We start from the raw sequence: 26,866 nt of genomic DNA on the forward strand, positions 1-26,866 counted from the left end.
TCCCCGACGCTCCGCGTCGAAAGGTGGACGCCGGGTATCCAGAGAGACATTCCCACGCAGGGCGTGGGAACGATCATGTCATATAGGGTAAAGTGCCCCCCCGTTTTGCCTGAGGTCAAACCCATGAGCCAGTCCTTTGATATTGCCGTGATCGGCGCCACCGGCACTGTCGGCGAGACCCTGGTGCAGGTTCTCGAAGAGCGTGACTTTCCGGTGGCCGACCTGCATTTGCTGGCCAGCAGCGAGTCCGCCGGTCACTCGGTGCCATTTCGGGGCAAGAACGTCCGTGTGCGTGAAGTCGACGAGTTCGATTTCGCCAAGGTCCAATTGGTGTTTTTCGCTGCCGGCCCGGCGGTCACCCTGAGTTTTGCCCCGCGTGCCGCGGCGGCCGGCTGCACGGTCATCGATCTGTCTGGCGCCTTGCCCGTGCCCCAGGTGGTGCCGGAAGCCAATGCCCAGGTGCTGGCGACCCTGGACAAGCCGGTCCAGGTGGGCAGCCCGAGCGCCGCGGCCACCGCGCTGGCCGTGGTGCTGGCGCCGCTCAAGGGGCTGCTGGAACTGCGGCGCGTGACCGTGACCGCCTGCCTGGCCGTGTCCAGCCAGGGTCGTGAGGCCGTCAGTGAGCTGGCCCGGCAGACCGCCGAACTGTTGAATGTCCGCCCGCTGGAGCCGCGTTTCTTCGATCGGCAGATCGCCTTCAACCTGCTGGCCCAGGTCGGCAAGCCGGATGCCGAGGGGCATGTTTCCCTGGAAAAGCGCCTGGTCAGCGAGTTGCGTGAACTGCTTGCAGCACCTTTACTAAAAATTTCAGTCACTTGCGTTCAAGCCCCGGTGTTTTTTGGCGATAGCTATAGTGTGTCCCTGGAGGCGGCTGCCGAGGTCGATCTGCCCGCGGTGAACGCGGCGCTGGAAGCGGCGGACGGCATCGAGCTGGTGGACGCCGGTGATTATCCGACCGCCGTCGGTGACGCCGTGGGCCAGGATGTGGTCTATGTCGGACGGGTTCGTCACGGTGTTGATGATCTGTCGGAACTGAATCTGTGGCTGACGTCGGACAATGTCCGCAAGGGTGCCGCGCTAAACGCTGTGCAACTGGCTGAATTGTTGATAAAAGACCCGCTGTAAAAGATACTTGGCGACAATTTGCAGAATGATTCTAGCCTGACGCTATGCTCAGGCTGGTTGCTGAAGGTGAGCTGCCCCTCGGGCACTTGCAGGGGCATCGGCTAAAACAGGGTGTTGCGGTGGTTTTCCCGGGCCGCGCGCCATGCCGCAAGGCAGCTACACCACCTTCTCGCTGGCCGAGGAACGCACTAACAAAGGAAGAGGCTATGGTTCAAGTTCGCAAACTGGTGTTAGCAATAGCGGCCGCTTCGGCGCTGTCTTCCGGTATGGCGCATGCGCTTGGGCTGGGGGAAATGACCCTCAAGTCGACCCTGAACCAGCCATTGCTGGTGGAAATCGAATTGCAGGATGTCGGTGGCCTCAGCGCTTCCGATATCGTTCCGAGCCTGGCTTCTCCCCAGGCGTTCAGCGATGCCGGCGTCAGCCGCCAGGACTTCCTGAACGACCTGACCTTCACGCCGGTGCTCAATCCCAACGGGCGCAGCGTGGTGCGCGTCACCTCGAGCAAGCCGTTATCCGAAGCCTATGTGCGCTTCCTGGTCCAGGTGCAGTGGCCCAATGGGCGGCTGATGCGTGACTACAGCGTGCTGCTCGATCCGTCGAAGTATGCGCCTGCGGGCGATGCCGCCAAGCCGGCTCCGGTTGTCGCACCGAGTGCGCCGGTAACCGCGCCGACCAAGGCCAAGCAGTACACCACCGGTCCCAAGGATACCCTCTGGGAAATCGCCGCCCGGGAGCGCAATAGCGGCTCCGTGCAGCAGACCATGCTGGCCATCCAGGCGTTGAACCCGGATGCGTTTATCGATGGCAACATCAACCGCATGAAGACCGGCCAGGTGTTGCGCCTGCCGGATCCGGTGCAAAGCACCAGCCTGCCGCAGTCCAAGGCGATCGCCGAGGTGGCCGCGCAGAATGCCGCGTGGCGCCAGGGGCGTCGTTCGGCCCATGCCGGCAAGCAGCAGGTGGATGCCACCCGGCACAAGGGGGGCGAAGCCGCGCCATCCCGTGGCGCCGGCAAGGACAACCTGAGCCTGGTCTCCGCCGAAAGCGGCAAGAAGGGCGGCAAGGGTGCGGCTGGCGACAGCAAGGCCCTGAGCAACAAGCTGGCTGTCACCCAGGAGAGCCTCGACTCTACCCGTCGCGACAATGCCGAGCTGAAAAGCCGCATGGAGGACCTGCAGAGCCAGTTGGATAAACTGCAGCGCCTGATCCAGCTGAAGAACGATCAACTGGCCAAGTTGCAGGCGGAAGGGGCGGGCACTGCGCCTGCTACCAGCCAGCCGGCCATGCCGGCCGAACTGGTGGCCAAGCCGGAAGTGGCCCCGACTCCGGCGCCGATCGTCGCGACGCCTGCCCCCGCTGAAGCGGCCAAGCCGGTCGAGCCGCCGATCCAGGCCGAAGTGGCGCCAGGCGAAGAGCGCAAGCTCGACGACCTGCTGTCCAGCCCGATTCTCCTGGGCCTGATCGCCGGTTCCGTGGTGCTGGTGCTGTTGTTGCTCATGCTGCTCCTGGTGCGTCGCCGCAAGGCCCAGCAGGAAGCCGAGAAGCACCAGCGCATGGCGCGGGCGCTGTCTGAAGAAACCGACTTCGCAGCAGACCTGGATATGCCGGAAAGCAGCTTCGAAGGCCTGGAGGTGCCTCCTCCGAGCGTAAAGCTGGCGCCGGCCCAGGCGCCGGCTCCCGTCGCTGAACGTCCAACCGATGTGTTGGGCCAGGCTGAACTGCATATTGAACGTGGTCATCTGAACCAGGCTGCCGATGTGCTGGAAGAGGCGATCAAGTTCGAGCCGCAGCGCAGCGATCTGCGCCTGAAGCTGATGGAAGTCTACGGTCGCCAGGGCGATCGCGACGGCTTTGTCGTCCAGGAGCGCCAGCTGGTCGCCAACGGCGAGAACCATGCCCAGGTCGAGCAGCTCAAGAGTCGCTTTCCCGGCATGATCGCCGTGGCGGCGGTGGCGGGCCTTGGTGCGGCAGCAGTCGCCGCCGAGCTCGACGAGCAGTTTGTCCAGGAGTTGTTGCAGGAGGAGCCGCCGGCCCCGGTTGCCGCGCCTGAGCCCGTGGTTGCCGCGGCGCCGGCGCCGGTGGTGGATGAGTTCGACAACGATTTCGACCTCAGCCTCGATGACCTGGAGGCGGTTTCGCCTTCGGTCGTTCCAGCTCCGGTGGCGGACCTGGATCTGGATGACCTGCAGCTCGACGACGACCTGAGCTTCGAGTCGGTGCTGGCACAGCAGACTGAAGCCAAGGCGAGCGCGGACGACCTGTCGGATTTCGATCTGGACCTGGGCGCTGACGAGCCGGCCGCGATCCAGGCGGACGACGACTTCCTGCTGGGCCTGACCGACGATCCGGCGGTGCCCCAGGGCGAAGTGCCGACCCTCGATGCGCTGGATGACCTGGGGCTGTCGGAAGACTTCGACCTGTCGCTGGCCGACGAACTGGCGGTCGACACCGGGCCGAATGCCTTTACCGATGAGCTCGATGACGTCAACGCCGAGCTGGACCGTCTGTCCCAGAGCCTGGAGCAGCCCCCGCTGGCGGCCCCGACTTTCACCGCTGACGACGCGGCCCTGGGTGATGACGAGCCGGAGTTCGACTTCCTCTCGGGAACCGACGAGGCGGCGACCAAGCTCGACCTGGCCCAGGCCTATATCGACATGGACGACAAGGATGGCGCGCGGGATATTCTCGCCGAAGTCCTGAGCGAAGGCAGCGAAGTGCAAAAGAACGAAGCCAAGGAAATGCTCAAGCGTCTGGCATGAGTCGATCCGCTGGCACTAACGACAACGGCAGCCCTCGGGCTGCCGTTGTCGTTTTACCGATTCCACGTTCTGCATCAGGCCAGCAGGTCCTCGTAGAACGCGCCGAACGGCCGGGTCGGGTGGGCGATCTGGATTTCCAGGATCCACAAGCCGACATCCGGGCAGGCCTCGAAGTCCCCCAGGTCCCCGGCACGGTAGATGGCATGGGGGAAATCACTGACCCGGTGACCCTTGATTTCCAGGTTCAGCACCCAGCCCATGGCATTGGCCTGTTCCTCGGCATAACGATACAGCTCCGGGCCGCTGACCTGCTGTTGCTTCCAGTAGTCGTGGACCTGGTCGAACAGGGTCTTGGCCGCTGCCGCGCAGGCAATCATCTCGGGGTCGTTGCCGGTGGTGAAAGTGCCGCCCGAGTCGCCTTCATGGCGATCCCAGACCACCCCCAGGTCGATAAAGAAGATGTCGTTCTCGCCCAGTGCCGGATCACCTTCGGAACGCTGCTTGAAGGTCTTCAGGGTATTGGCGCCGAAGCGGATCAGCAGCGGGTGCCAGATGCGATCCATGCCCAGTTCCTTGAGAATCTCCAGGCCCAGGGCGCGTGCTTCGGATTCCAGCATGCCGGGCTTGAAGCGCCGGGCCATTTCCTCGATGGCCTGCCAGGTCATGCGCTTGGCGTGGAGCATGCCGTCCAAACTGTAGGCCTGGCCGACGGCTTGTTTATTCAGTGCGTTCATTCATCGGGTCTCGGTCGAGGGGCTTTATCGTTATGTATTTTGATATATAGCGAGATTGCCCCGGACAAGGCAATCCTCATGCACAGGCGTCGGCCGGCTTTCTGGCGCAAACTAAAAGCGCCCCGCGCATGGCGTCCGCGGCCGGTCGCCTTATAATGCACGCCTTTGCGCAAATCATCAGGCTGTAAGTTCTTGGCAAATATAGATAACCCGGCGGCCGAAATGGCCGCCGAAGGCTTTTCCCGGATCGCCCTGGGCGTCGAATACAAGGGCTCGCGTTATCGCGGCTGGCAGCGCCAGGCCTCCGGTGTGCTCACGGTGCAGGAAACCCTGGAAGACGCCTTGTCGAAAGTGGCGGATTCGCCGGTTTCACTGATGTGTGCCGGGCGCACCGATGCCGGGGTGCACGCCTGCGGGCAGGTGGTGCATTTCGACACCCAGGCCGAGCGCTCGCTGAAGGCCTGGGTCATGGGTGCCAATATCAACCTGCCCCATGACATCAGCGTCAGCTGGGCCAAGGTCATGCCGGCGCATTTTCATGCGCGTTTCAAGGCCATCGCCCGGCGTTATCGCTATGTGATCTACAACGACCAGATCCGTCCGGCGCACCTCAATGAGGAAATCACCTGGAATCACCGGCCGCTGGATGAGCAGCGCATGGCCGAGGCGGCCCGCCATCTGGTGGGTACCCATGATTTCAGCGCCTTCCGTGCCGGGCAGTGCCAGGCCAAGTCGCCGATCAAGGAAGTCCACCACCTGCGGGTGACCCGGCACGGCAAGATGATTGTCATCGATATCCGCGCCGGTGCCTTCCTGCATCATATGGTGCGCAATATCGCCGGGGTGCTGATGACCATTGGTGCCGGCGAGCGGCCGGTGGAGTGGGCGCGTGAAGTGCTGGAGAGCCGTATCCGCCGCACCGGCGGGGTAACGGCCCATCCGTTCGGCCTGTATCTGGTGCAGGTGGAGTACCGCGACGAGTTCGAGCTGCCGGAACGTTATGTCGGGCCACATTTCTTGACGGGTTTCTCGGAACTTGCCGGCTGACGCCTGGAAAAGCATTTGCTACCATCCGGGACTTTACTCGGAAAAACCCTGGGGTTCTGACGATATGTCCGCCGTTCGCAGCAAAATCTGCGGGATCACCCGTATTGAAGATGCGTTGGCCGCGGTCGAGGCCGGGGCCGATGCCATCGGTTTTGTGTTCTATGCCAAAAGCCCGCGGGCGGTGACCTTCCAGCAGGCGCGGGCGATCATCGCCGCCTTGCCGCCGTTCGTGACCACCGTGGGCCTGTTCGTCAATGCCAGCCGTTGCGAGCTGGGCGAGATCCTCGACGCGGTGCCGCTGGACCTGCTGCAGTTCCATGGCGACGAAACCAGCGAACAGTGCGAGGGCTTTCACCGGCCGTACATCAAGGCCCTGCGGGTCAAGGCCGGCGACGATATCGCCGCGGCGTGCCGGGCCTATCCCGGTGCCAGTGGCATCCTGCTCGATACCTATGTCGAAGGTGTGCACGGTGGGACCGGCGAGGCTTTCGACTGGTCCCTCGTGCCGCAGGGCCTGAGCAAGCCGATCATCCTGGCCGGCGGCCTGACCGTGGAAAACGTCGGGGACGCCATTGCCCGGGTCAGGCCATATGCCGTGGATACCAGTGGCGGGGTGGAACGGAGCAAGGGCATCAAGGACCCCGCGAAGATCAAGGCGTTCATCCAGGCGGTTCGCGCCAGCTGATCGCCGATGTGACGGACGGCAGCCTGCCACCGTCCATGCTTACCGCCGCTAGAAAACAGGCGGGCCCGGTTGTCCGACGGGCCGAAAACGAATTGGAGAAAGAAAGCATGAGCAACTGGTTAGTAGACAAACTGATCCCTTCGATCATGCGTTCCGAGGTGAAGAAAAGCTCGGTGCCTGAAGGTCTGTGGCACAAGTGCCCATCGTGCGACGCGGTGCTCTATCGTCCGGAGCTGGAAAAGACCCTGGACGTCTGCCCCAAGTGCAACCACCACATGCGCATTGGTGCCCGTGCCCGCATCGACATCTTCCTGGACGCCGAAGGTCGCGCCGAACTGGGTGCCGACCTGGAGCCGGTGGACCGTCTGAAATTCCGTGACGGCAAGAAGTACAAGGATCGCCTGACCGCAGCCCAGAAGCAGACCGGCGAAAAAGACGCGCTGATCTCCATGAGCGGTACGCTGCTGGGGATGCCGATCGTCGTCTCGGCATTCGAGTTCTCGTTCATGGGCGGCTCCATGGGCGCCATCGTCGGCGAGCGCTTCGTTCGTGCCGCCAACTACGCCCTGGAAAACCGTTGCCCGATGGTCTGTTTCTCGGCCTCCGGTGGTGCGCGGATGCAGGAAGCGCTGATCTCGCTGATGCAGATGGCGAAGACCTCGGCCGTGCTGGCGCGCCTGCGTGAAGAGGGCCTGCCGTTCATCTCCGTCCTGACCGACCCGGTCTACGGCGGCGTTTCCGCCAGCCTGGCGATGCTCGGCGACGTGATCGTCGGCGAACCCAAGGCACTGATCGGCTTCGCCGGTCCGCGCGTGATCGAGCAGACCGTTCGCGAAAAACTGCCGGAAGGCTTCCAGCGCAGCGAATTCCTGCTGGAGCACGGCGCCATCGACATGATCATCCCGCGCCAGGAACTGCGTCCACGCCTGGGCAGCCTGCTGGCCCAGATGATGGGGCTGCCGACGCCTGTGTACGTCGCCGCACCTGTCGAATCCATCGTTATCCCACCGGTGCCGGCAAACGTATGATCCAACGTACCCTGGGCGACTGGCTCGCCTACCTGGAGCAACTGCATCCATCGGCCATCGACATGGGGCTGGAGCGCTCGCAAGAGGTAGCGAACCGCATGGGGCTGGGCAGGCCGGCGCCTCGGGTAGTGACCGTGACCGGTACCAACGGCAAGGGCTCGACCTGCGCCTTTGTCGCCGCCTTGCTGCAAGCTCAGGGCCTCAAGGTCGGGGTCTACAGTTCGCCCCACCTGCTGCGCTACAACGAGCGCGTGCAGATCAATGGCGTGGAAGCGACCGATGCCCAGTTGTGCGAAGCATTCGCCGCGCTGGATGCCGGTCGTGGCGAGACTTCCCTGACCTACTTCGAAATGGGCACCCTGGCGGCCTTCTGGCTGTTCGAGCGTGAGCAACTGGATGCCGTGGTCCTGGAAGTCGGCCTGGGCGGGCGCCTGGACACGGTCAATGTGGTGGATGCCGACCTGGCGCTGGTGACCAGTATCGGTGTCGACCATGCCGAGTACCTGGGCAATACCCGCGAATCGGTGGCCTATGAAAAGGCCGGGATCTTCCGTCAGGGCCGGCCGGCGCTGTGTGGCGACCTGAACCCGCCGCAACCCTTGCTGGACAAGGCGCACGAGCTGGCTTGCCCGTTTTTCCTGCGCGGCCGCGATTTCGATCTCGGCATCACCGACCAGCACTGGCAGTGGCGTGGCCTCGACGGCCAGGGCCAGGTGCTGGAGCTGCATGACCTGCCGCTGCTCGACCTGCCGATGGAAAACGCCGCGCTGGCGCTCCAGGCTTATGCCCTGATGGACCTGCCATGGCAGCCGGAGCGGATCGTTGCCGCCCTGCAGGCAACCCGTATCGTCGGTCGCCTGGATCGCCGTACCGTCAACTGGCAGGGCAAGTCGCTGCAACTGATGCTGGATGTCGGGCATAACCCCCATGCGGCGCAATACCTGGCCCAGCGCCTGGCGCGGCGTGTCCCGGCAGGACGGCGCCTGGCGGTGTTCGGCCTGCTGTCGGACAAGGACCTTGACGGCGTGGTGTCGCAGCTCGATGCTCATGTGCAACAGTGGGCGGTGACGCCACTGCAATCGCCGCGCAGCCGGCCGGCGACCGATCTGCAGGCAGCCCTGCAGGCTCGCGGAGCTTCGGTGACGGCCTACGAGAGTGTCGCGGCGGCGCTGGAAGGGCAGTGTGCCCAGGCGACGGCGGACGATGAAATCCTGTTGTTCGGATCGTTTTTTTGTGTAGCCGAGGCGCTGGAATGGCTCGCCCGGCGCGCCACGGAGGAAGCTGCAAATGGCATTGCTGGATAAAGCGTACAAGCAGCGGATGGTCGGTGCCCTGGTTCTGGTGGCGCTGGCCGTGATCTTTCTGCCGATGCTGTTTTCCCGTCAGGACGAACAGCGTCAGGTGCGTGTCGATCCGCCGGCGGCGCCACAGGCTCCGGCCGTGCCCCAGGTACAGGTCGAGCCGGTAGCGGTGCCCGAGCCGCAAAGCCTGCCCCAGGAGCCTGTGCCGGAAGAGGAGGACGAGGTGGCGGCCAAGCCGGTACCGGCGCCTTCGATGCCGATTGCTCCGGCTCCGGCCGCCAAGCCGGCGGCCCCGGTTGTCGCGACCAGGCCTGTCGCTCCAGCACCCGCACCCAAGCCCGCTGCTGCGCCTGCGCAGACGCCGGCACAAGCGGTGGCGGTAGCGCCGGCGAAGCTCGATACCACCCAGAACCGGGTGGACCCCAACGGCTTGCCGATCAGTTGGTCGGTGCAACTGGCCAGTCTGTCGAGCCGTGAAAGTGCCGAAAGCCTGCAGAAAAACCTGCGTAGCCAGGGCTACAACGCCTATATCCGTTCCTCCGACGGGAAGAACCGGGTGTTTGTCGGGCCGCTGATCGAGCGCGCGGAGGCCGATCGCCTGCGTGATCTGCTCGGCCGCCAGCAAAAGCTGAATGGGTTTGTTGTCCGATTCCAACCCGAGCGCGGCTGAAAACTACTGCGCTTGGCAATACTGCGTTAAAAACAGGCTCGGAATGCTCATTTACAGCCAGTAAACTCCGCTTCCTCGCCTGTTTTTGCCTTGTCTTGCCTTCGCTCGCTACGTTTTCAGAAGGCTTCGGCGGGTTGTATCGAAATGCACTGACAATCGCCTTACCAGCAAGGCGGCGCTCTGCTAAAATGCGCCGCCTTATCCGTCTGTAGGCTGCACTGTGCCATTTACCTGGGTTGACTGGGCGATTATCGCGGTAATCGTCGTTTCTGCTTTGATCAGCTTGAGCCGCGGCTTTGTCAAAGAAGCCTTGTCCCTGCTCACCTGGATCATCGCCGGCGTCATCGCCTGGATGTTCGGTGGCTCGTTGTCCGTGTACCTCGCCGACTATATTCAGACACCTTCGGCTCGCGTGATCGCGGGCTGTGCAATCATGTTCGTCGCGACCCTGTTGGTCGGGGCCATGGTCAATTACCTTATCGGCGAGTTGATTCGCGTCACCGGCCTGTCCGGGACCGATCGATTTCTCGGCATGGCCTTCGGTGCCGCGCGTGGCGCGTTGCTGGTGGTCGTGGCGGTCGGGCTGCTCAGCCTGGGGCCGGTACAGCAGGATACGTGGTGGCAGGAGTCCCGGCTCGTGCCACAATTTCTATTGGTTGCAGACTGGTCCAAGAACCTCATCCTGGGGTGGAGCAGTCAGTGGCTGGCCAGCGGGATCAGCGTACCCGCTGACCTTCCGTTCAAGGAACATCTCTTACCGGCCAAAACGCCTCAGTAAGTGCTGTTCAGTTCAGATTCATTAAGTAGGGGTTGCGTCGCATGTGTGGCATCGTCGGTATCGTCGGTAAGTCGAACGTCAATCAGGCGCTGTATGACGCGCTAACCGTGCTCCAGCACCGCGGCCAGGACGCTGCCGGTATCGTGACCAGCCATGACGGCCGGTTATTCCTGCGCAAGGACAACGGCCTGGTCCGTGATGTGTTTCATCAGCGCCATATGCAACGCCTGGTCGGCCACATGGGTATCGGCCACGTGCGTTACCCGACCGCCGGCAGCTCGACCTCGGCCGAAGCCCAGCCGTTCTATGTCAACTCGCCGTACGGCATCACCCTGGCGCACAACGGCAACCTGACCAACGTCGAACAGCTGGCCAAGGAGATCTACGAGTCCGACCTGCGCCACGTCAACACCAGCTCCGACTCGGAAGTGCTGCTCAACGTGTTCGCCCACGAGCTGGCCCAGCGCGGCAAGCTGCAACCGACCGAGGAAGACGTGTTTGCCGCGGTGACCGACGTGCACAACCGTTGCGTCGGCGGCTACGCGGTGGTGGCGATGATCACCGGCTACGGCATCGTCGGCTTCCGCGACCCCCATGGCATTCGCCCGATCGTTTTCGGCCAGCGCCACACCGACGAGGGCGTCGAGTACATGATCGCCTCCGAAAGCGTGTCCCTGGACGTGCTCGGCTTCACCCTGATCCGCGATCTGGCGCCGGGCGAAGCGGTCTACATCACTGAAGACGGCAAGCTGCACACCCGCCAGTGCGCGACCAACCCGACCCTGACCCCGTGCATCTTCGAACACGTCTACCTGGCGCGTCCGGACTCGATCATCGACGGTGTGTCGGTGTACAAGGCGCGTCTGCGCATGGGCGAGAAGTTGGCGGAGAAGATCCTGCGCGAGCGTCCGGAGCATGACATCGACGTGGTCATCCCGATTCCGGATACCAGCCGTACCGCGGCCCTGGAACTGGCAAACCACCTGGGCGTGAAGTTCCGCGAAGGCTTCGTGAAGAACCGCTACATCGGCCGGACCTTCATCATGCCGGGCCAGGCGGCGCGCAAGAAGTCCGTACGGCAGAAACTCAACGCCATCGAGCTGGAGTTCCGCGGCAAGAACGTGATGCTGGTGGACGACTCGATCGTGCGCGGCACCACCTGCAAGCAGATCATCCAGATGGCCCGTGAAGCCGGCGCGAAGAACGTCTACTTCTGCTCGGCGGCTCCGGCCGTGCGCTACCCCAACGTCTACGGCATCGATATGCCGAGTGCCCACGAACTGATCGCCCACAACCGTTCCACCCAGGACGTTGCGGACCTGATCGGTGCCGACTGGTTGATCTATCAGGACCTGCCGGACCTGATCGAAGCCGTCGGCGGTGGCAAGATCAAGATCGAACAGTTCGACTGCGCGGTGTTCGACGGCAAGTACGTCACCGGCGATATCGACGAGCACTACCTGAACAAGATCGAGCAGGCGCGCAACGATGCGTCCAAGGTCAAGACCCAGGCGGTCAGTGCGATCATCGATCTGTACAACAATTGACGAGAAACCGGCCCCGAAGCGCGGTGTTGAATACACCGCGATCCCTGTAGGAGTCGGGCTTGCCCGCGAAGAGGCCCTTGAGGCCGCCAAAGGCTTCGCGGGCAAGCCCGGCTCCTGCAGGTTGTGCTTTCCAGGGGCCGGTTTTGTATCTTCCAAAGATCAGAGCAAGGAGTGGCAGCATGAGTCAGGAATGGGATGCCGGTCGGTTGGACAGCGATCTCGACGGCGTAGCCTTCGACACCCTGGCTGTCCGTGCCGGTCAGCACCGTACGCCGGAAGGCGAGCACAGCGACCCGATGTTCTTCACTTCCAGCTACGTTTTCCGTACCGCCGCCGATGCGGCTGCACGGTTTGCCGGGGAAGTGCCGGGCAACGTCTATTCGCGCTACACCAACCCGACCGTGCGTTCGTTCGAGGAGCGCATCGCCGCCCTGGAAGGCGCCGAGCAGGCCGTTGCGACCTCGACCGGCATGGCCGCGATCATGGCCGTGGTGATGAGCCTGTGCAGCGCCGGCGACCATGTGCTGGTGTCGCGCAGCGTATTCGGTTCGACCATCAGCCTGTTCGAGAAGTACTTCAAGCGCTTCGGCGTCGAGGTCGACTACGTGCCCCTGGCGGAACTGTCCGGCTGGGACGCGGCGATCAAGGCCAATACCAAGCTGCTGTTCGTCGAATCGCCGTCGAACCCCTTGGCCGAGCTGGTGGATATCGCCGCGCTGGCGGAAATCGCCCATGCCAAGGGCGCGCTGCTGGTGGTCGACAACTGCTTCTGCACGCCTGCCGTCCAGCAGCCGCTGACGCTCGGTGCGGACATCGTGGTGCATTCGGCGACCAAGTACATCGACGGCCAGGGTCGTTGCATGGGCGGCGTGGTCTGCGGTCGCGGCGAGCAGATGAAGGAAGTCGTCGGCTTCCTGCGTACTGCCGGGCCGAGCCTCAGCCCGTTCAACGCGTGGATCTTCCTCAAGAGCCTGGAAACCCTGAACCTGCGCATGCGTGCGCACTGCGCCAATGCCCTGGCCCTGGCCGAGTGGCTGGAGCAGCAGGACGGCATCGAGAAGGTGCACTACGCCGGCCTCAAGAGCCATCCGCAACACGAACTGGCCCAGCGCCAGCAGCGTGGCTTCGGTGGCGTGGTGAGCTTCGAGGTCAAGGGCGGCAAAGAGGGCGCCTGGCGCTTTATCGACGCAACCCGGTTGATCTCGATCACCGCCAACCTGGGCGACAGCAAGACCACCATCACTCACCCGAGCACCACTTCCCACGGCCGCCTGTCGCCGCAGGAACGTGAAGCGGCGGGGATTCGCGACAGCCTGATCCGCGTTGCGGTCGGCCTGGAAGACGTGGCGGACCTGCAAGCCGACCTGGCGCGCGGTCTGGCTGCGCTGTGATCGAGTTGTCCCTTGGTGCGGCCGTTGGCAACAACGGTCGCGTAGCGCTGGTTACCGGCGCGGCACGGGGCATCGGGCTGGGCATCGCCGCCTGGTTGATCAGCGAAGGCTGGCAGGTGGTGCTGACCGACCTCGACAAGGTGCGTGGGGGCAAGGTTGCCGATGTCCTTGGCGAGAATGCCTGTTTTATCGCCATGGATGTCTCCGACGAGGCGCAGGTGGCCCAGGGCGTGGCCGATGTGCTGGGGCAGTTCGGTCGGCTCGATGCGCTGGTGTGCAATGCGGCGATTGCCGATCCGCACAACATCACCCTCGAAAGCCTCGATCTGTCGCACTGGAACCGTGTGCTGGCAGTCAATCTCAGCGGGCCGATGCTGCTGGCCAAGCACTGCGCACCGTACCTGCGCGCCCATTGCGGGGCCATCGTCAACCTGGCCTCGACCCGGGCGGCGCAGTCGGAGCCCGACACCGAGGCCTATGCGGCGAGCAAGGGCGGGCTGCTGGCCTTGACCCACGCCCTGGCGATCAGCCTCGGTCCGGAGATCCGCGTCAATGCGGTCAGTCCGGGCTGGATCGATACCCGTGATCCTTCGGTACGCCGTGCCGAGCCGCTGAGCGAGCTCGATCATGCCCAGCATCCGGCGGGCCGGGTCGGGACGGTCGAGGATGTGGCGGCGATCGTGGCGTGGTTGCTGTCGAAAAGCGCGGGCTTTGTCACCGGCCAGGAGTTCGTGGTCGATGGTGGCATGAGCAAGAAAATGATTTATTGCGACTAGAGACCGGCAGCGGGGCCGTGGACCGCGTGGCAAGAGGTTTTCCGTCCCGGTAGGGTGGTGATGGCGCTGACACGGATTTGTCTTTTTCAGAAAAACTTCAAGCAGGCTATTGACTTAGATCCGCTACCTGCGTAAATTTCGCGGCCTCGACGAAGCAAAGGGTGATTAGCTCAGCCGGGAGAGCATCTGCCTTACAAGCAGAGGGTCGGCGGTTCGATCCCGTCATCACCCACCACTTCCAGAGTCTTTCGCAAGAAAGAATCTCGCAAGAGAAAAGCTTCAAATCGGAAATTCCGCAAGGAATCTCCAACCGACGCGCAGCGGTAGTTCAGTCGGTTAGAATACCGGCCTGTCACGCCGGGGGTCGCGGGTTCGAGTCCCGTCCGCTGCGCCATATTTGTACAGATCGATTGCTTGGTAAACGAGTGAGCGGTCTGCGATTGAAAGCCACCGAAGGCTCTCGATCACGGGTTCAAAGGTTTCAAACGGACGCAAGTCCGAGCGATACGCAGCGGTAGTTCAGTCGGTTAGAATACCGGCCTGTCACGCCGGGGGTCGCGGGTTCGAGTCCCGTCCGCTGCGCCATACAAGGCTTCGAGGCCCTTGAACTCCTCGAAGCAACGAAAAATGCCCCGGCTTGCCGGGGCTTTTTTTTGCCGATGAAAAAGTGCTGTCGCCGGTCGACGATCCGCTGGGCAGTGGAACTTCTGCCAGTCATGGCCGTCCAGTCCTCATGCCCCTGCAAAACTGCGGGTACTGATCGAACCTCCGGGCGAAGGTCTTTTTCCTGAAAAATCGCTGTCGTAGAGTAGTTAAGACACTAAAGCGTGCGCTCTGGCGTGGCGATCTGATGCACAATACGCCCCGGACCGTTTTACTCAGGATTATCAATGTCGACATCATTCCACTTGCGTGCCGTGGTATTGGCCCTGGTGCTGGCGGGCGCCGCAGGCTGCTCCTCGCCCAAGACCGCCGTTTATGAACACGAAAATTTCGACGACTCCGGAACCTTCTCGCGCAATTACGCGGTGAGCGACACGGCGTCCTGTGAAGCGGCCCGCCGTGCCTTGCTCAGCCAGGGCTACATCATCACCAGTAGCGATCCGAAGCTGGTGGCCGGCAACAAGAGCTTCCAGCAGACCGGCGATACCCACCTGCAGATCAGCTTCAGTGTCGTCTGTGCGGCCGATGGCAGCGCCGATCATCGCTCGACGATGTTCGCCAACGCCCTGCAGGACCGTTACGCACTGAAGAAGGTCAACAACTCCGCCAGCCTGGGGGTGGGGGTGTTGGGTTCGGTGTCGATGCCGATCGGCTCGACCGATGATTCGATGGTCAAGGTAGCCAGTGAAACGGTGTCCTCGGCCAAGTTCTACGACCGTTTCTTTACCCTGGTGGAGTTGTTCCTGCCGCCTGAAGTGAAGAAGGAAAAGCACACCGACGAGAAGCCCAAGGCCGATCTCGGCGTGCCTGAAACCGCTCCGGCGGCGATCAAGCCGGAAGCCGCCGCGGAGCCGGCAAAAGCCGCCGAGCCAAGCCATGTCGAGCCTGCGCATGTCGCTCCGGCCCTGACGGCTCCGGCTATTCCCGAGCCGGTAAAACCATTGCCGGAAGTCGCTCCGGCGACCCCGGCCGAAACGGCACCGGCGACGCCGGCCGCCAGTGACAAACCGGCCGAGCCGACACCGGCGCCGACCCCTGCCGAGCCGGCCACGCCGGCTCAGTAAACGCTCCCTTCAGATCGCCGCGGGATCGGGTTTGTCGACCTCGATACCGTAGCGGCTGATAGCCTGGACCACGCTGCTGCGCGGGACCTGTCCATCATCGGCCAAGGCCTTGAGCGCGGCCAGGACGATAAAGTAGCGATCCACTTCGAAGAACTGCCGCAGGGTTTCACGGGTATCGGATTGGCCGAAACCGTCGGTGCCCAGGGCCACGAAACGCCTGCCGCTGACGAAAGGGCGAATCTGGTCGGCGAAGATCTTCATGTAGTCCGTGGCGACCACCAGCGGCCCAGCCCGGTCCTTCAGACAGCTTTCCACATAGCTGATCCGCGGTTCCTCCTGGGGATGCAGCAGGTTCCAGCGCTCCACCGTGTGCCCCTCGCGACGCAACTCGGTGAGGCTGGTGGCACTCCAGACATCACTGGCCACGGCGAAGTCATCCCGCAGCAGTTGGGCCGCCGCCATCACCTCGCGCAGGATCGAACCGCAACCCATCAATTGCACGCGAGGTCGCTCCCCGGCCTGCGTGTCGTCGTTCCCGAGCAGGTAGAGCCCCTTGAGAATGCCTTCCTCTACACCGTCGGGCATGGCCGGGTGCGGGTAGTTCTCGTTGAGCAGGGTGATGTAGTAATAGATATCCTCCTGTTCGACATACATGCGGCGCATGCCTTCGCGGATGATCACCGCCAGTTCGTAGGCGAAGGTCGGGTCATACGACACGCAGCAGGGGATTACCGACGACAGCACATGGCTGTGGCCGTCGTCATGCTGCAGGCCTTCGCCCATCAGCGTGGTGCGGCCCGAGGTGGCGCCCAGCAGGAAGCCCCGGGCCCGTGCGTCGCCGGCCGCCCAGGCGAGGTCGCCGACCCGCTGGAAACCGAACATCGAGTAGTAGATATAGAACGGCACGGTCATCAGGCCGTGATTGCTGTAGGAGGTGCTGGCGGCGATCCAGGAAGAAATGCCGCCCGATTCGTTCAGGCCTTCCTGGAGAATCTGGCCGTCGCGGCTTTCCTTGTAGTAGCTCAGTTGCCCGGCGTCCTGCGGGGTGTAGAGCTGGCCCACCGCCGAGTGGATGCCGATCTGGCGAAACAGGCTTTCCATGCCGAAGGTCCGTGATTCGTCGGGCACGATGGGAACCACCCGCTTGCCGATATGCGGATCCTTCAACAGTGTGCCGAGGATGCGCACGAAGGCCATGGTGGTGGAAATCGAGCGTTCACCGGTGTCCTTGAGCTGTGCGGCGAAGGTTTCCAGCGGTGGGATCCGCAAGCTCTCGCAGGCCGTGTTGCGCGCCGGCACATGGCCGCCGAGCTGTTGTCGGCGCGCGGCGAAGTAGTGCGCTTCGGGGCTGTCGGCGGTGGGCTTGAGGTAGGGGATTTCCTTGGCCAACTGCTCGTCCGAGACCTCCAGGCCGAAACGATCGCGGAAGGCCTTGACCGCGTCCAGATCCATTTTCTTCAACTGGTGGTTGATATTCTGGCCTTCGCCGGCCTCGCCCATGCCGAAGCCCTTGACGGTCTTGGCGAGAATCACCGTCGGCTGCCCGCTGTGGCGCATGGCGGCGGCGTAGGCGTTGTAGACCTTGTCCGGGTCGTGGCCACCGCGGGACAGCTTCCAGATATCGTCGTCCGTCATGTCGGCCACCAGCTCCAGCAGGGCCGGGTACTTGCCGAAGAAATGCTCGCGCACATAGGCGCCGTTCTGCGACTTGTAGTTCTGATACTCGCCATCCACGCATTCCATCATGCGTTGGCGCAGCAGGCCGCTGCGATCCTTCTCCAGCAAGGCATCCCAGCCGCCCCCCCAGATCACCTTGATCACGTTCCAGCCGGCGGCTCGGTACAGGCTTTCGAACTCCTGGATCACCTTGGCGTTGCCGCGTACCGGGCCGTCCAGGCGCTGCAGGTTGCAGTTGACGACGAAGATCAGGTTATCGAGCTTTTCCCGTCCGGCCAGGGAGATCGCCGCCAGGGACTCGGGTTGGTCCATCTCGCCGTCGCCGAGAAAGGCCCAGACCTTGCGGCCCTGGTGCGGCTTGAGGTCGCGATATTCCAGGTAGCGCATGAAGCGCGCCTGGTAGGCGGCGGTGATCGGCCCCAGGCCCATGGACACCGTGGGGAACTGCCAGAAGTCCGGCATCAGCCGCGGATGCGGGTAGCTCGACAGGCCGTCGCCGCCGGCTTCGCGGCGGAAATTGTCGAGCTGGGCTTCGCTGACGCGTCCTTCGAGATAGGCGCGACCATAGATACCCGGCGAGGAATGGCCCTGGATATACACCATGTCGCCCTCGAAGTTGTCGGTGCGACCGCGGAAAAAGTGATCGAAGCCAACGTCATACAGCACCGCCGCCGAAGCATAGGTGGCGATATGACCGCCGACTCCCGAATGCTTGCCGGCCCGCAGCACCATGGCCATGGCGTTCCAGCGGATATAGGCGTTCAGCCGGCGTTCGATGGCCAGGTTGCCGGGGTAGGGCTGCTGGCGGTCGACGGCAATGGTGTTGACGTAGGGCGTGGTGACCCGACCGTGGAAATCGCCATGGCGGGCGACATCGAAGTCCAGTAGCTGGTCGATCAGATAGTGCGCGCGCGGGCGTCCTTCGGTGGACAGAACGGATTCGATCGATTCGAGCCACTCGCGGGTTTCCTGCGGATCATCGTCGAGAATCAGGGCGTTGGGGTGAGTCATGCCGGGCTCCTGGGGCTGCCGATGGGCAGCGTGATGGCGGGACGGATGCGACGCGCAAACCTTGTGGGTGGGCGTCGGCAGCACGTTGAAAATATAGTTGCAATTGCAACTACAAGATCGAATCTATCCCGCCATGGGTTACCATTGCAACCCTCTTGATTTTTCTGCGGATGGTTTTCATGGCTGCCAACGAGCCCGATGTATGGTTCCGCTTCGTCAGGGCTCACCGTAGCGTTATCCGCGAGATAGAGCGGCGCCTGGCAACCGCGGGGCTACCACCCTATGCCTGGTACGATGCCCTGTGGGGATTGGAAAGCGGGCCGGACGGTACTCGGCGGATGCATGAGCTGGCGGATGTGCTGGCGATCGAGCGCTACAACCTCACCCGGCTGGTCGACCGGCTGGAGAAGGACGGCCTGGTGGTGCGCTCGCGTGCCGAGGGCGATGGGCGCGGGGCATTTGCCTCGATCACCGAGGCCGGCCGGGGCTTGCGCAAGAGGATGTGGGCAATCTACGAAGAGGCGGTCGCCGAGCTGTTTCTGTCGCAACTCGACGACAGCCAGCGGCGCAGTTTCGCCGACGCCCTGGAGCGTACCGCCGATCTGGCGCGCAATGCCGGTAGCGAGTCGCGGGGGCGTGGCAAGGCCTGACAGGGCGATAGCCGCGCGACGATCAACATAGCCCATAACGCGCAAGCGCCTGCCTGGCGAGCCCTGATGCGATCTGTTGTTCATCCGCCAGGGCACCAAGGGCCAGCGCGGCGATCCAGTGGCGATCAGGCGCCCCCGGCCCCATCGAGCCGGCTCCCAGCCCGACAAATCGTGCCGCGACATACCCGCCCAGGGGATCGACCACGGCCTGCGGGTAGCCGGTCACCGCGACGATCGGGGCGTTGCTGTCGCCCAGGCACTTCTCCAGATGCGAGCGGCGTTTCGTTGCGCCCGGGTGCAGGCGGTTCCAGCGTGCTGTACTCGCGGCGTTCCGCGCCAGTCGGGTATAGCTGGGACAACTCCAGACCTGTGCAGTGATTCCCCAGTCCTGCTCCAGCAAACCGGCAGCCGCCTGCACTTCCTCGAGTGCCTGGCCGGCCCCCAGCAGACGGATGATCGCCGAGCGTTCCGGCGAGAGGCGGTACATGCCGTCGAGGGCGTCCTGCGTCTGCTCGGCAGTCAACGCCGGACCTTGCTCCCGATCGTGCAGGGCCAGGTAGTAGAACCCCGGATCGCCTTCGACATACAGCCGCTGCAAGGCGGCCAGGACAATCGCCCGGGCTTCGGCGCCCGAGGCGGGGTCGAACGGCTGGCAGCGCGGATTGCTCGCCAGCCACAAGGGCAATGAAGGCTGCGCCCCCTTGGGCCAGCGCGAGGGCAGGGTCTCGATATCGTTGCACAGGATACCGCGTTGCAGGGTTTCGTCGGCCACTGCACAGAGTCCGGCGGAATGGGCGGCGCTGAGCAGGTACAGCAAGGGTCTTTGCGCACGATGACGGGAGAAACGCATCGACCAGGCACTGATCCGGGTCGAACGCGGCGCATCGGGATGCCGATGATTGCGGATGACCCAGGCCCCATGGTTCGCGGCCATGCCGTGCTCCAGCCGCTCGGCGATCTCCAGCACACTGGACAGCGGTGATCCCGCTGTCGCGGGGGCGGCCTGCAGGGCCTTGATGCAGGCAAGGGCGGTGGCCCGGCTTGAGGGGCGGGGGGAGAGTGCGGTCATGGTCGGGTTCGCCTGGACGGGGTTTTCAACCCTAGATCAGTCGGGCATATGATTGCAAATGCAATTACATTTCAAGTGAATAAAAAATGACTGGAAAAAAACCTGACCCATCTGCTAGTTTTTCTACTCAGGAGAACGTCTGGTAAGAGGGCGCTTCATTTTTCCTTAACACGGGCAACTTAAGCTGGCCCTGCAGGTCAGTTGCACAAGCGCTTTTACCCACGAGCAAAAGGAGTTTCACAATGGACGATTATCAAGAAGAGCTGCTGGAGTTCCACGCTTTCGAGCTGGATCCGGTCGAACCGGCTGATGACGCTACCGAGCTGTAAACGGTGGCGTTTTTTTTGCTCAGGCGGAATGTCGCTGACTGCGGCGGAACTCGCCCGGGGTCTGGCCGTTCCAGCGCTTGAAGGCCCGTTGAAAGGCCTCGGCTGAAGCAAAGCCGAGCAGGTAGGCGATTTCGCCAAACGCCAGCTCAGTATCCCGAATGTAGGTCATCGCCAGGTCGCGGCGGGTGTCGTTGAGAATCGCGCGAAATTGCGTGCCTTCCTCGGCGAGTTTGCGACGCAAGGTCCAGGTCGGCAGTTTCAGGCGTGCCGCCACTTCTTCCAGGTCGGGTTCCCGGCCACCATTGAGCAAAGGCCCCAGCAACTGAGTGATGCGCTCACGCAGGCTGCGGGTGCGGGTCAATTGTTCCAGTTCCCGTTCACAGAGTTGCAGCAGGTGCCGCCAGGTACTCGGACAGTGTTCCGGGTTGCGCAGGCCGAGGCTGGCCTGGTCCAGGCGCAATTGATTGATCTCGGCACCGAAGTGCACCGGGCCGTCGCCGAGCAGCCGGTAGTCGGCGGCATAATCCGGCTCGCTGAACTCGATATCGATTCGTTCGGCCCGCAGGGCTTGGCCGGCGACGCTCGATAACTGCCTGAGCCAGCCGGCAATGATCGAGTCGACCACAAAACGGTTGTAGGCGTTGTACGGGCTGATGGAATAGAAGCGCAGCCAGGCTCCGCCGGCATCTTCGTGGAAGCTCGATTGACCACGGTAGTTGGAACCGTAGAGGGCTTCGAAGCGGGTCAGGGTCCGTGCCGCCTCGCGCACGGTCGGCGCCTGGGCCGCGGTGATGCCGGCCAGTCCGGCCTGGCTCAGGCGGCTGAGGCGACCCATGTGCAGGCCCAGCGCCGGGTTTCCGGTAAGCTGGATCGCGGCGTGGCCCAGGCGCATGTAGCGCGGAATCGACAACCGCGCCCCGGGCTCGGCCAGGCGCGCCGGGTCCAACCCGTACTGTTCCAGCAGTGCCTGGGGATCGGCGCCCGATTCACGCACCGCGTCGGCCAGGCTGTGGACGAAGCCGACGGACAAGTCGCCGAGGCGCATCGGCAGCGGCTTCATGGCAACCACAGGTTCAGCAGGCGGGCGCCACGCCCACCGGCGTCGTCCTGGGTGAGGGTCTGCCCGTTGTAGCTGATGAAACTCTGCCCCGAGCTGCGCTGGTCCCAGAGTTGACCACGCAGGAACACGCTGATCCCGGCGATGGACTGGCTGCCCGGAGCGCGACTGATCAGGGTCAGGCGGTGCCAGGCCTCGCCTTCGCTGAGTTCGCCGGGGCGCAGGCTGACATCAGGCGGGGTGACCGCGTTTTTGAAGCCGCGCCAGGGTTTGTCCCAACTGCCCTTGCCGGCGACAAAGGCCGGCACGGCAACCAGCTTCACCCCCAGGGCGTCGAGTTGGCCGTAGGCGCTCGGATACCAGCTGTCGCTGCCGATCAGGATGCCCAGGCGACCGGCCGGCGTGTCGACGACATTCAGTGGCTGGTCTGAGGCGCCTAGGACATAGCCGCGTTGTTCGAAGGTCGGGTACAGCTGGCGTTGCGGCTGGCCCATGGGGCGACCGTCGGCACCGAAGGCCAGGCTGGCGTTGTACAGCGAGCCACGGCCGACTTTCAGCGTGCCCTGTTCGACGATCGGCGTCGGCAGCAGGATCGAGCCCGCCACCAGGGTGATGCCGAACTCTTTCGCCAGGCCGCCGAAGAGCGCCTGGTAATCGCTGGCCATGGTCCGCGCCTTCATGCGCAGCCGGGCGTCGTCCAGACGGCTGCGGCCCTTGGCCTTGAACACCGCGCCGGTGAATTTCAGCGGGTTGCTGACCATCAGCCAGTTCATCGCTTCCTGCTGGTTGATGGCCTGGTAGAGGTCGTCCTTTTCACCGCGCAGCACCAGCCAGGTGCCGACATGCTCGGGCAGGACCGCCACTGTCCTGGCGTTGAGCAGCCCCAGGTTGCGTGCCTGTTGCAGGTAGGCCGCGAGCTTGCGGTGCAGGCGCGGCAGGCTCTGGTAGTCGCTGGGGAACAGCTCCGGCTGGATGCCGAGCAGGTTGCCATGCTCGCCGGGAACCCCCTGGTTCACCGCGAGTTTGATGCGCAGGTCCGACAGGTAGTGGCCGGTCGTGCGCTGCTGGGTCCAGACGCCGTAGCTGGTGAGCGCGGCGATCAGGGCGATGAGAAAGGTGCCGACAAGAAGTTTGCGCATGGAAGGTAAAACGAACGGCCATTGGCGGGATTCGCCGACTAGGGTAGGGCGCACGGCGGCGCTTGCCAAGGGGCGCTGCACATTTGGATCAATAAGTTGTCAGTTTCAGTCATTGAGCAGGGGTCGGCGGCTCTTTAATGTGCCAGTCATACAACTGACGGGAGCCGCAGAGCTTCCCGCATTCCGTGATCTAGCCTGTCCTGGAGTTACCATGACCGCCACTTCTTATCCGCACCTGCTGGCCCCGCTCGACCTGGGTTTCACCACGCTGCGCAACCGCACCCTGATGGGCTCGATGCACACTGGCCTGGAGGAAAAGCCCGGCGGTTTCGAGCGCATGGCGGCCTATTTCGCCGAGCGTGCCCGGGGCGGTGTCGGCCTGATGGTCACCGGTGGCATCGGCCCGAACGACGAAGGCGGGGTGTACTCCGGCGCCGCCAAGCTGACCACCCGCGAGGAAGCGGACCAGCACCGTATCGTGACCCACGCGGTGCATGAGGCGGGCGGCAAGATCTGCATGCAGATCCTCCATGCCGGGCGTTATGCCTACAGCCCGAAACAGGTGGCCCCGAGCGCGATCCAGGCACCGATCAATCCGTTCAAGCCCCGGGAGCTGGACGAGGAAGGGATCGAGAAACAGATCGCCGATTTCGTCACCTGTTCGACCCTGGCCCAGTACGCCGAGTACGACGGCGTCGAGATCATGGGTTCGGAAGGCTACTTCATCAACCAGTTCCTCGTGGCCCACACCAATCAGCGTACCGACCGCTGGGGCGGCAGCTACGAAAACCGCATGCGCCTGCCGGTGGAAATCGTCCGCCGGGTGCGTGAAGCGGTCGGGCCGCATTTCATCATCATCTTCCGCCTGTCGATGCTCGACCTGGTGGAAGGCGGCAGCACCTGGGAAGAAGTGGTGCAACTGGCCAAGGCCATCGAGCAGGCCGGCGCGACCATCATCAATACCGGCATCGGCTGGCATGAGGCGCGGATCCCGACCATCGCCACCAAGGTCCCGCGGGCGGCCTTCAGCAAGGTCACGGCCAAGCTGCGCGGCGCGGTCTCGATCCCGCTGATCACCACCAACCGCATCAACACCCCGGAAGTCGCCGAGCAGATCCTGGCCGAGGGTGATGCCGACATGGTGTCCATGGCGCGCCCGTTCCTGGCCGATCCGGACTTCGTCAACAAGGCTGCCGAAGGTCGTGCCGACGAGATCAATACCTGCATCGGCTGCAACCAGGCCTGCCTCGACCACACGTTCGGCGGCAAGCTGACCTCCTGCCTGGTCAACCCGCGGGCCTGCCACGAGACCGAGCTCAACTACCTGCCGGTCAAGCAGATCAAGAAGATTGCCGTGGTCGGCGCGGGGCCGGCGGGTCTGGCCGCAGCGACCGTGGCGGCCGAGCGCGGGCACCAGGTGACGCTGTTCGATTCGGCCAGCGAGATCGGCGGCCAGTTCAACGTGGCCAAGCGGGTCCCGGGCAAGGAAGAGTTCTTTGAAACCCTGCGCTACTTCAAGCGCAAGCTGCAGACCAGCCATGTCGAGTTGTGCCTGGATACCCGCGTGGATGTCGCGCAACTGGTGGCCGGCGGTTACGACGAGATCATTCTCGCCACCGGTATCGCGCCACGCCTGCCGGCGATTCCCGGAATCGACAATGCCAAGGTACTGAGCTACCTGGACGTGCTCCTGGAGCGCAAGCCGGTCGGGACCCGGGTCGCGGTGATCGGTGCCGGCGGGATCGGTTTCGACGTCTCCGAGTTCCTCGTGCACCAGGGCGTTGCCACCAGTCAGGATCGCGAAGCGTTCTGGCGCGAGTGGGGCATCGACACCCGGCTCGAGGCGCGTGGCGGCGTGGCGGGGATCAAGCCCGAGCCCCATGCACCGGCACGCCAGGTGTTCCTGTTGCAGCGCAAGGCCTCCAAGGTCGGCGATGGCCTGGGCAAGACCACCGGCTGGATTCACCGTACCGGCTTGAAGAACAAGCGTGTGCAGATGCTCAACAGCGTCGAATACCTGAAGATCGACGACGAGGGGCTGCATATCCGCATCGGCGAGGGCGAGCCGCAGGTGCTGCCGGTGGACAACGTGATCATCTGTGCCGGCCAGGACCCGCTGCGAGAGCTGCAGGACGGCCTGGTGGCCGCCGGGCAGAACGTGCACCTGATCGGTGGGGCCGATGTCGCGGCCGAGCTGGATGCCAAGCGTGCGATCAATCAGGGTTCGCGGTTGGCCGCCGAGCTTTGATGGCTGCCGATCGCCCCGGCGCGGAGCGTGGGGGCGATCGATGGCTGGTAGACTGGCGAATTCTCTCGATGGATTCCTGCGCCGATGCTGGCCCCGCTCGACTGGCGTCCCCACGCGCCCCTTGAACCCCTCCATTTCGACTGGCTGGCCCGGGCCGGCATCGAAGTGGCGATCCTGCGCCTCGACCGGATCGACCCGCTGATCTGCGGCAACAAGTGGTTCAAGCTCACCGAGCACCTCAGTGCCGCCCGGCAAGCCGGGGCGCAGGGCCTGATCAGCCTGGGCGGTGCCTACTCCAACCATCTTCACGCCCTGGCCGCCGCCGGCAAGCGTTTCGGCTTCGCCACCGTCGGCCTACTGCGCGGTCATTGCATCGAAACCCCGACCGTCGACGATCTCCGGGCTTTCGGCATGGAATTGCACTGGCTCGGCTACGAGGGCTATCGCCAACGCCATGCGCCGGGCTTCTGGACGTCGTGGCAGGCGCGTTATCCGGGTTTCCACCCGGTACCCGAGGGTGGTGGTGGCCTGGCGGGGGCCCAGGGTTGCGGGATCTTGGTCGATCGGGTCGGCGAGCAGCTCGCGGCTATCGGCTGGACGGACTATCACGGTTGGTGGCTGGCCGCGGGTACCGGCACCACCGCCGCCGGGCTGGTGCTGGCCGAAGCCGGCCGGCGGCCGGTGTATGCCGCCCTGGCGGTGCCGGGCGATCATGGCGTGGCGCCATTGATGGCGAGGATTCTCGCCGAGGCCGGGGCCGCGGACGGTGGCTATGAGCTGATCGATGCCTGCCGGGGTGGTTTTGCCAGGGTCGATCCGGCATTGCTGGCGTTTATCGCCGAAAGCGAGCGGCAAAGCGCGGTGCCACTGGAACCGCTATATACCGGCAAGGCCCTGCTGGCGCTGCGGGAACAGGTGAGGGCGGGACGCTTCGCGGCAGGGACGCGACTGGTATTCGTGCATACCGGCGGCTTGCAGGGCCGCCGGGGATTCAGCGGTTGAGTCTGGGCATGATCCGCGCCAGGGTGTTGTCCCGCACGAAGTAGTGATGATACAGCCCGGCCAGCGCATGCAGCCCGATCAGCCAGTAGCCGGTGGTGCCGGCCAGTTCGTGCCATGCCTTGATTTCCTTGGCCAGGGGCTTGTTCTCGGCGATCAGGAGTGGCAGGTCGATCCCGTAGAACATCACCGAGTGGCCCATGCCGCTGACCACCAGCCAGCCGAGCAGCGGGGTGCCGATCATGAACAGGTACAAGGCCCCGTGCATCAGCGTCGACAGCAGCCTCTGCCAACCTGGCGGCGTCGGCACGATCTTCGGCGCCACGCCGATGGCCCGGGCCAGCAGCCGGAGCCAGACCAGCACGAACACGGTGAGCCCAAGCATGTAGTGGGATTCCACGATCAGGGTGCGACCGCCGCTGCCCTTGGGAAACTGGCCGCGAAATTCGATGCAGCAGTAGACGAGGATCAATAGCACCAGCATCAACCAGTGCAAGGCGATCGACATGCTGCTGTAGCGGCTGTCGGTGTTCTTCCAGGGCATGGGCCGTTCCTCACTCATCAGGGCGTGAAGCTCCGTTCTTGAGCGACGGAGTCATTCCTACACTCTAATACGCTTTTGAACCCTCTGCCCGGGAGAGGGCTGTCGACAGGGATTAGTGCGTGCCGAGAGTGGTTGCTGATATATATGGAAATACGTATATTCGACTTTCCGTATGTAAAGGCTTTTTATCATGTCCCATGCGATCTCTCCCGTGGAGCTCTTCAAATGCCTGGCCGACGACACCCGCAGCCGGATTGCCCTGCTGGTGCTGCGCGAGGGCGAGTTGTGCGTGTGCGAGCTGACGGCCGCCCTCGAACTGAGCCAACCGAAAATTTCCCGCCACCTGGCGCAATTGCGCAGTTGCGGCCTGCTGGCCGACCGGCGCCAGGGGCAGTGGGTGTTTTATCGCCTGCATCCGGAATTATTGCCCTGGGTCAGCACTCTGTTGCAGGGCACTCTCGTGGCCAACGAGGCCTGGCTGGCGGCGGATATCCAACGTCTGCAGGGCATGGGCGAGCGCCCGGCACGTTGCTGCTGATGACTTTCCAGAACCTTTCCGTCGAGCTGACAGG

The 26,866-nt window shown here is 63.8% G+C and carries 22 protein-coding genes and 3 tRNA genes; 19 read left to right on the forward strand and 6 right to left on the reverse strand.

All coding sequences use genetic code 11. The features are described from left to right. Positions 1-123 precede the first annotated feature (123 nt). Both HX881_RS22890 and HX881_RS22895 read left to right on the forward strand, forming a co-directional pair. Positions 124-1,125, forward strand: a complete 1,002-nt coding sequence (locus HX881_RS22890) for an aspartate-semialdehyde dehydrogenase (protein WP_177086738.1) — start codon at positions 124-126, stop codon at positions 1,123-1,125. A 206-nt stretch (positions 1,126-1,331) separates the two neighbouring features. Next, a complete protein-coding gene (locus HX881_RS22895; RefSeq protein WP_042937078.1) occupies positions 1,332-3,887 on the forward strand; it encodes a motility hub landmark protein FimV in 2,556 nt (851 codons plus the stop codon). Between the two features lie 74 nt (positions 3,888-3,961). Here HX881_RS22895 and HX881_RS22900 read toward each other — a convergent pair whose 3' ends face one another. Further along, positions 3,962-4,621, reverse strand: a complete 660-nt coding sequence (locus HX881_RS22900) for a M24 family metallopeptidase (RefSeq protein WP_017129387.1) — start codon at positions 4,619-4,621, stop codon at positions 3,962-3,964. Positions 4,622-4,843: 222 nt separating this feature from the next. Here HX881_RS22900 and truA point away from each other — a divergent pair, with 222 nt between their 5' ends. The 13 genes from truA to HX881_RS22965 all read left to right on the forward strand — a co-directional run bounded on the left by truA (position 4,844) and on the right by HX881_RS22965 (position 15,571). Next, entirely contained in the window at positions 4,844-5,668 is an 825-nt protein-coding gene (truA, locus tag HX881_RS22905) for a tRNA pseudouridine(38-40) synthase TruA (RefSeq protein ID WP_177086888.1), read from the forward strand. A gap of 64 nt (positions 5,669-5,732) precedes the next feature. Continuing rightward, the gene (locus tag HX881_RS22910; RefSeq protein WP_017129385.1) at positions 5,733-6,353 is read left to right on the forward strand and encodes a phosphoribosylanthranilate isomerase; all 621 of its coding nucleotides are present in this window, start codon (positions 5,733-5,735) and stop codon (positions 6,351-6,353) included. Between the two features lie 107 nt (positions 6,354-6,460). After that, entirely contained in the window at positions 6,461-7,381 is a 921-nt protein-coding gene (accD, locus tag HX881_RS22915; RefSeq protein ID WP_017129384.1) for an acetyl-CoA carboxylase, carboxyltransferase subunit beta, read from the forward strand. Beyond that, positions 7,378-8,685 carry a bifunctional tetrahydrofolate synthase/dihydrofolate synthase gene (gene folC, locus HX881_RS22920; RefSeq protein ID WP_177086740.1) on the forward strand — a complete coding sequence of 436 codons (1,308 nt, stop codon included), beginning with the start codon at positions 7,378-7,380 and terminating at the stop codon, positions 8,683-8,685. The genes accD and folC overlap by 4 nt, the downstream gene beginning before the upstream one ends. Next, positions 8,669-9,352, forward strand: coding sequence for an SPOR domain-containing protein (locus HX881_RS22925; RefSeq protein ID WP_103033021.1), 684 nt, complete (start codon positions 8,669-8,671; stop codon positions 9,350-9,352). The genes folC and HX881_RS22925 overlap by 17 nt, the downstream gene beginning before the upstream one ends. Positions 9,353-9,572: 220 nt before the next feature. Continuing rightward, positions 9,573-10,130 carry a CvpA family protein gene (locus tag HX881_RS22930; RefSeq protein WP_177086742.1) on the forward strand — a complete coding sequence of 186 codons (558 nt, stop codon included), beginning with the start codon at positions 9,573-9,575 and terminating at the stop codon, positions 10,128-10,130. Positions 10,131-10,171: 41 nt separating this feature from the next. Further along, positions 10,172-11,677, forward strand: a complete 1,506-nt coding sequence (purF, locus tag HX881_RS22935) for an amidophosphoribosyltransferase (RefSeq protein WP_017123224.1) — start codon at positions 10,172-10,174, stop codon at positions 11,675-11,677. Between the two features lie 179 nt (positions 11,678-11,856). Beyond that, positions 11,857-13,068, forward strand: a complete 1,212-nt coding sequence (locus tag HX881_RS22940) for an O-succinylhomoserine sulfhydrylase (RefSeq protein WP_177086743.1) — start codon at positions 11,857-11,859, stop codon at positions 13,066-13,068. Then, a complete protein-coding gene (locus HX881_RS22945; RefSeq protein ID WP_017123222.1) occupies positions 13,065-13,844 on the forward strand; it encodes an SDR family oxidoreductase in 780 nt (259 codons plus the stop codon). The genes HX881_RS22940 and HX881_RS22945 overlap by 4 nt, the downstream gene beginning before the upstream one ends. A 159-nt stretch (positions 13,845-14,003) precedes the next feature. Then, positions 14,004-14,079: transfer RNA gene (locus tag HX881_RS22950), tRNA-Val, on the forward strand. Between the two features lie 82 nt (positions 14,080-14,161). Beyond that, a tRNA-Asp gene (locus tag HX881_RS22955) sits at positions 14,162-14,238 on the forward strand. Positions 14,239-14,352: 114 nt separating this feature from the next. Beyond that, positions 14,353-14,429 (forward strand) — tRNA-Asp (locus tag HX881_RS22960). Positions 14,430-14,734: 305 nt separating this feature from the next. Next, the gene (locus HX881_RS22965; RefSeq protein ID WP_103033022.1) at positions 14,735-15,571 is read left to right on the forward strand and encodes a DUF2242 domain-containing protein; all 837 of its coding nucleotides are present in this window, start codon (positions 14,735-14,737) and stop codon (positions 15,569-15,571) included. A gap of 9 nt (positions 15,572-15,580) precedes the next feature. Here the strand turns inward: HX881_RS22965 and aceE are convergent, their stop codons facing one another. Beyond that, on the reverse strand, positions 15,581-18,259 hold the full coding sequence (gene aceE, locus HX881_RS22970; RefSeq protein WP_177086745.1) for a pyruvate dehydrogenase (acetyl-transferring), homodimeric type: 2,679 nt from the start codon (positions 18,257-18,259) through the stop codon (positions 15,581-15,583). Between the two features lie 179 nt (positions 18,260-18,438). Between aceE and HX881_RS22975 the strand changes: the two genes are divergently transcribed. Then, entirely contained in the window at positions 18,439-18,909 is a 471-nt protein-coding gene (locus HX881_RS22975) for a MarR family winged helix-turn-helix transcriptional regulator (protein WP_042936253.1), read from the forward strand. Between the two features lie 22 nt (positions 18,910-18,931). Here HX881_RS22975 and HX881_RS22980 read toward each other — a convergent pair whose 3' ends face one another. The 3 genes from HX881_RS22980 to HX881_RS22990 form a co-directional block, all read right to left on the reverse strand. Beyond that, the gene (locus HX881_RS22980) at positions 18,932-19,978 is read right to left on the reverse strand and encodes a transketolase-like TK C-terminal-containing protein (protein ID WP_177086747.1); all 1,047 of its coding nucleotides are present in this window, start codon (positions 19,976-19,978) and stop codon (positions 18,932-18,934) included. Between the two features lie 348 nt (positions 19,979-20,326). Further along, positions 20,327-21,367, reverse strand: a complete 1,041-nt coding sequence (locus HX881_RS22985) for an AraC family transcriptional regulator (RefSeq protein ID WP_177086748.1) — start codon at positions 21,365-21,367, stop codon at positions 20,327-20,329. Then, entirely contained in the window at positions 21,364-22,503 is a 1,140-nt protein-coding gene (locus HX881_RS22990) for a nitrilase-related carbon-nitrogen hydrolase (RefSeq protein ID WP_177086750.1), read from the reverse strand. The genes HX881_RS22985 and HX881_RS22990 overlap by 4 nt, the downstream gene beginning before the upstream one ends. A gap of 211 nt (positions 22,504-22,714) precedes the next feature. Here HX881_RS22990 and HX881_RS22995 point away from each other — a divergent pair, with 211 nt between their 5' ends. Together HX881_RS22995 and HX881_RS23000 are read left to right on the forward strand one after the other, a co-directional pair. Then, entirely contained in the window at positions 22,715-24,751 is a 2,037-nt protein-coding gene (locus HX881_RS22995; RefSeq protein WP_177086752.1) for an NADPH-dependent 2,4-dienoyl-CoA reductase, read from the forward strand. 84 nt (positions 24,752-24,835) lie between these two features. Further along, a complete protein-coding gene (locus HX881_RS23000; RefSeq protein WP_177086754.1) occupies positions 24,836-25,753 on the forward strand; it encodes a 1-aminocyclopropane-1-carboxylate deaminase/D-cysteine desulfhydrase in 918 nt (305 codons plus the stop codon). On the opposite strand, the gene HX881_RS23005 is transcribed toward HX881_RS23000, so the two are convergent. Next, positions 25,743-26,294, reverse strand: coding sequence for a cytochrome b (locus HX881_RS23005; RefSeq protein WP_177086755.1), 552 nt, complete (start codon positions 26,292-26,294; stop codon positions 25,743-25,745). The two genes, HX881_RS23000 and HX881_RS23005, sit on opposite strands and share 11 nt — an antisense overlap. A gap of 190 nt (positions 26,295-26,484) precedes the next feature. Here HX881_RS23005 and HX881_RS23010 point away from each other — a divergent pair, with 190 nt between their 5' ends. Next, positions 26,485-26,832, forward strand: coding sequence for an ArsR/SmtB family transcription factor (locus tag HX881_RS23010; protein ID WP_017127841.1), 348 nt, complete (start codon positions 26,485-26,487; stop codon positions 26,830-26,832). Positions 26,833-26,866: the final 34 nt, after the last annotated feature.

The sequence above is a fragment of the Pseudomonas gingeri genome (assembly GCF_013386115.1).
GTDB lineage: Bacteria > Pseudomonadota > Gammaproteobacteria > Pseudomonadales > Pseudomonadaceae > Aquipseudomonas > Aquipseudomonas gingeri.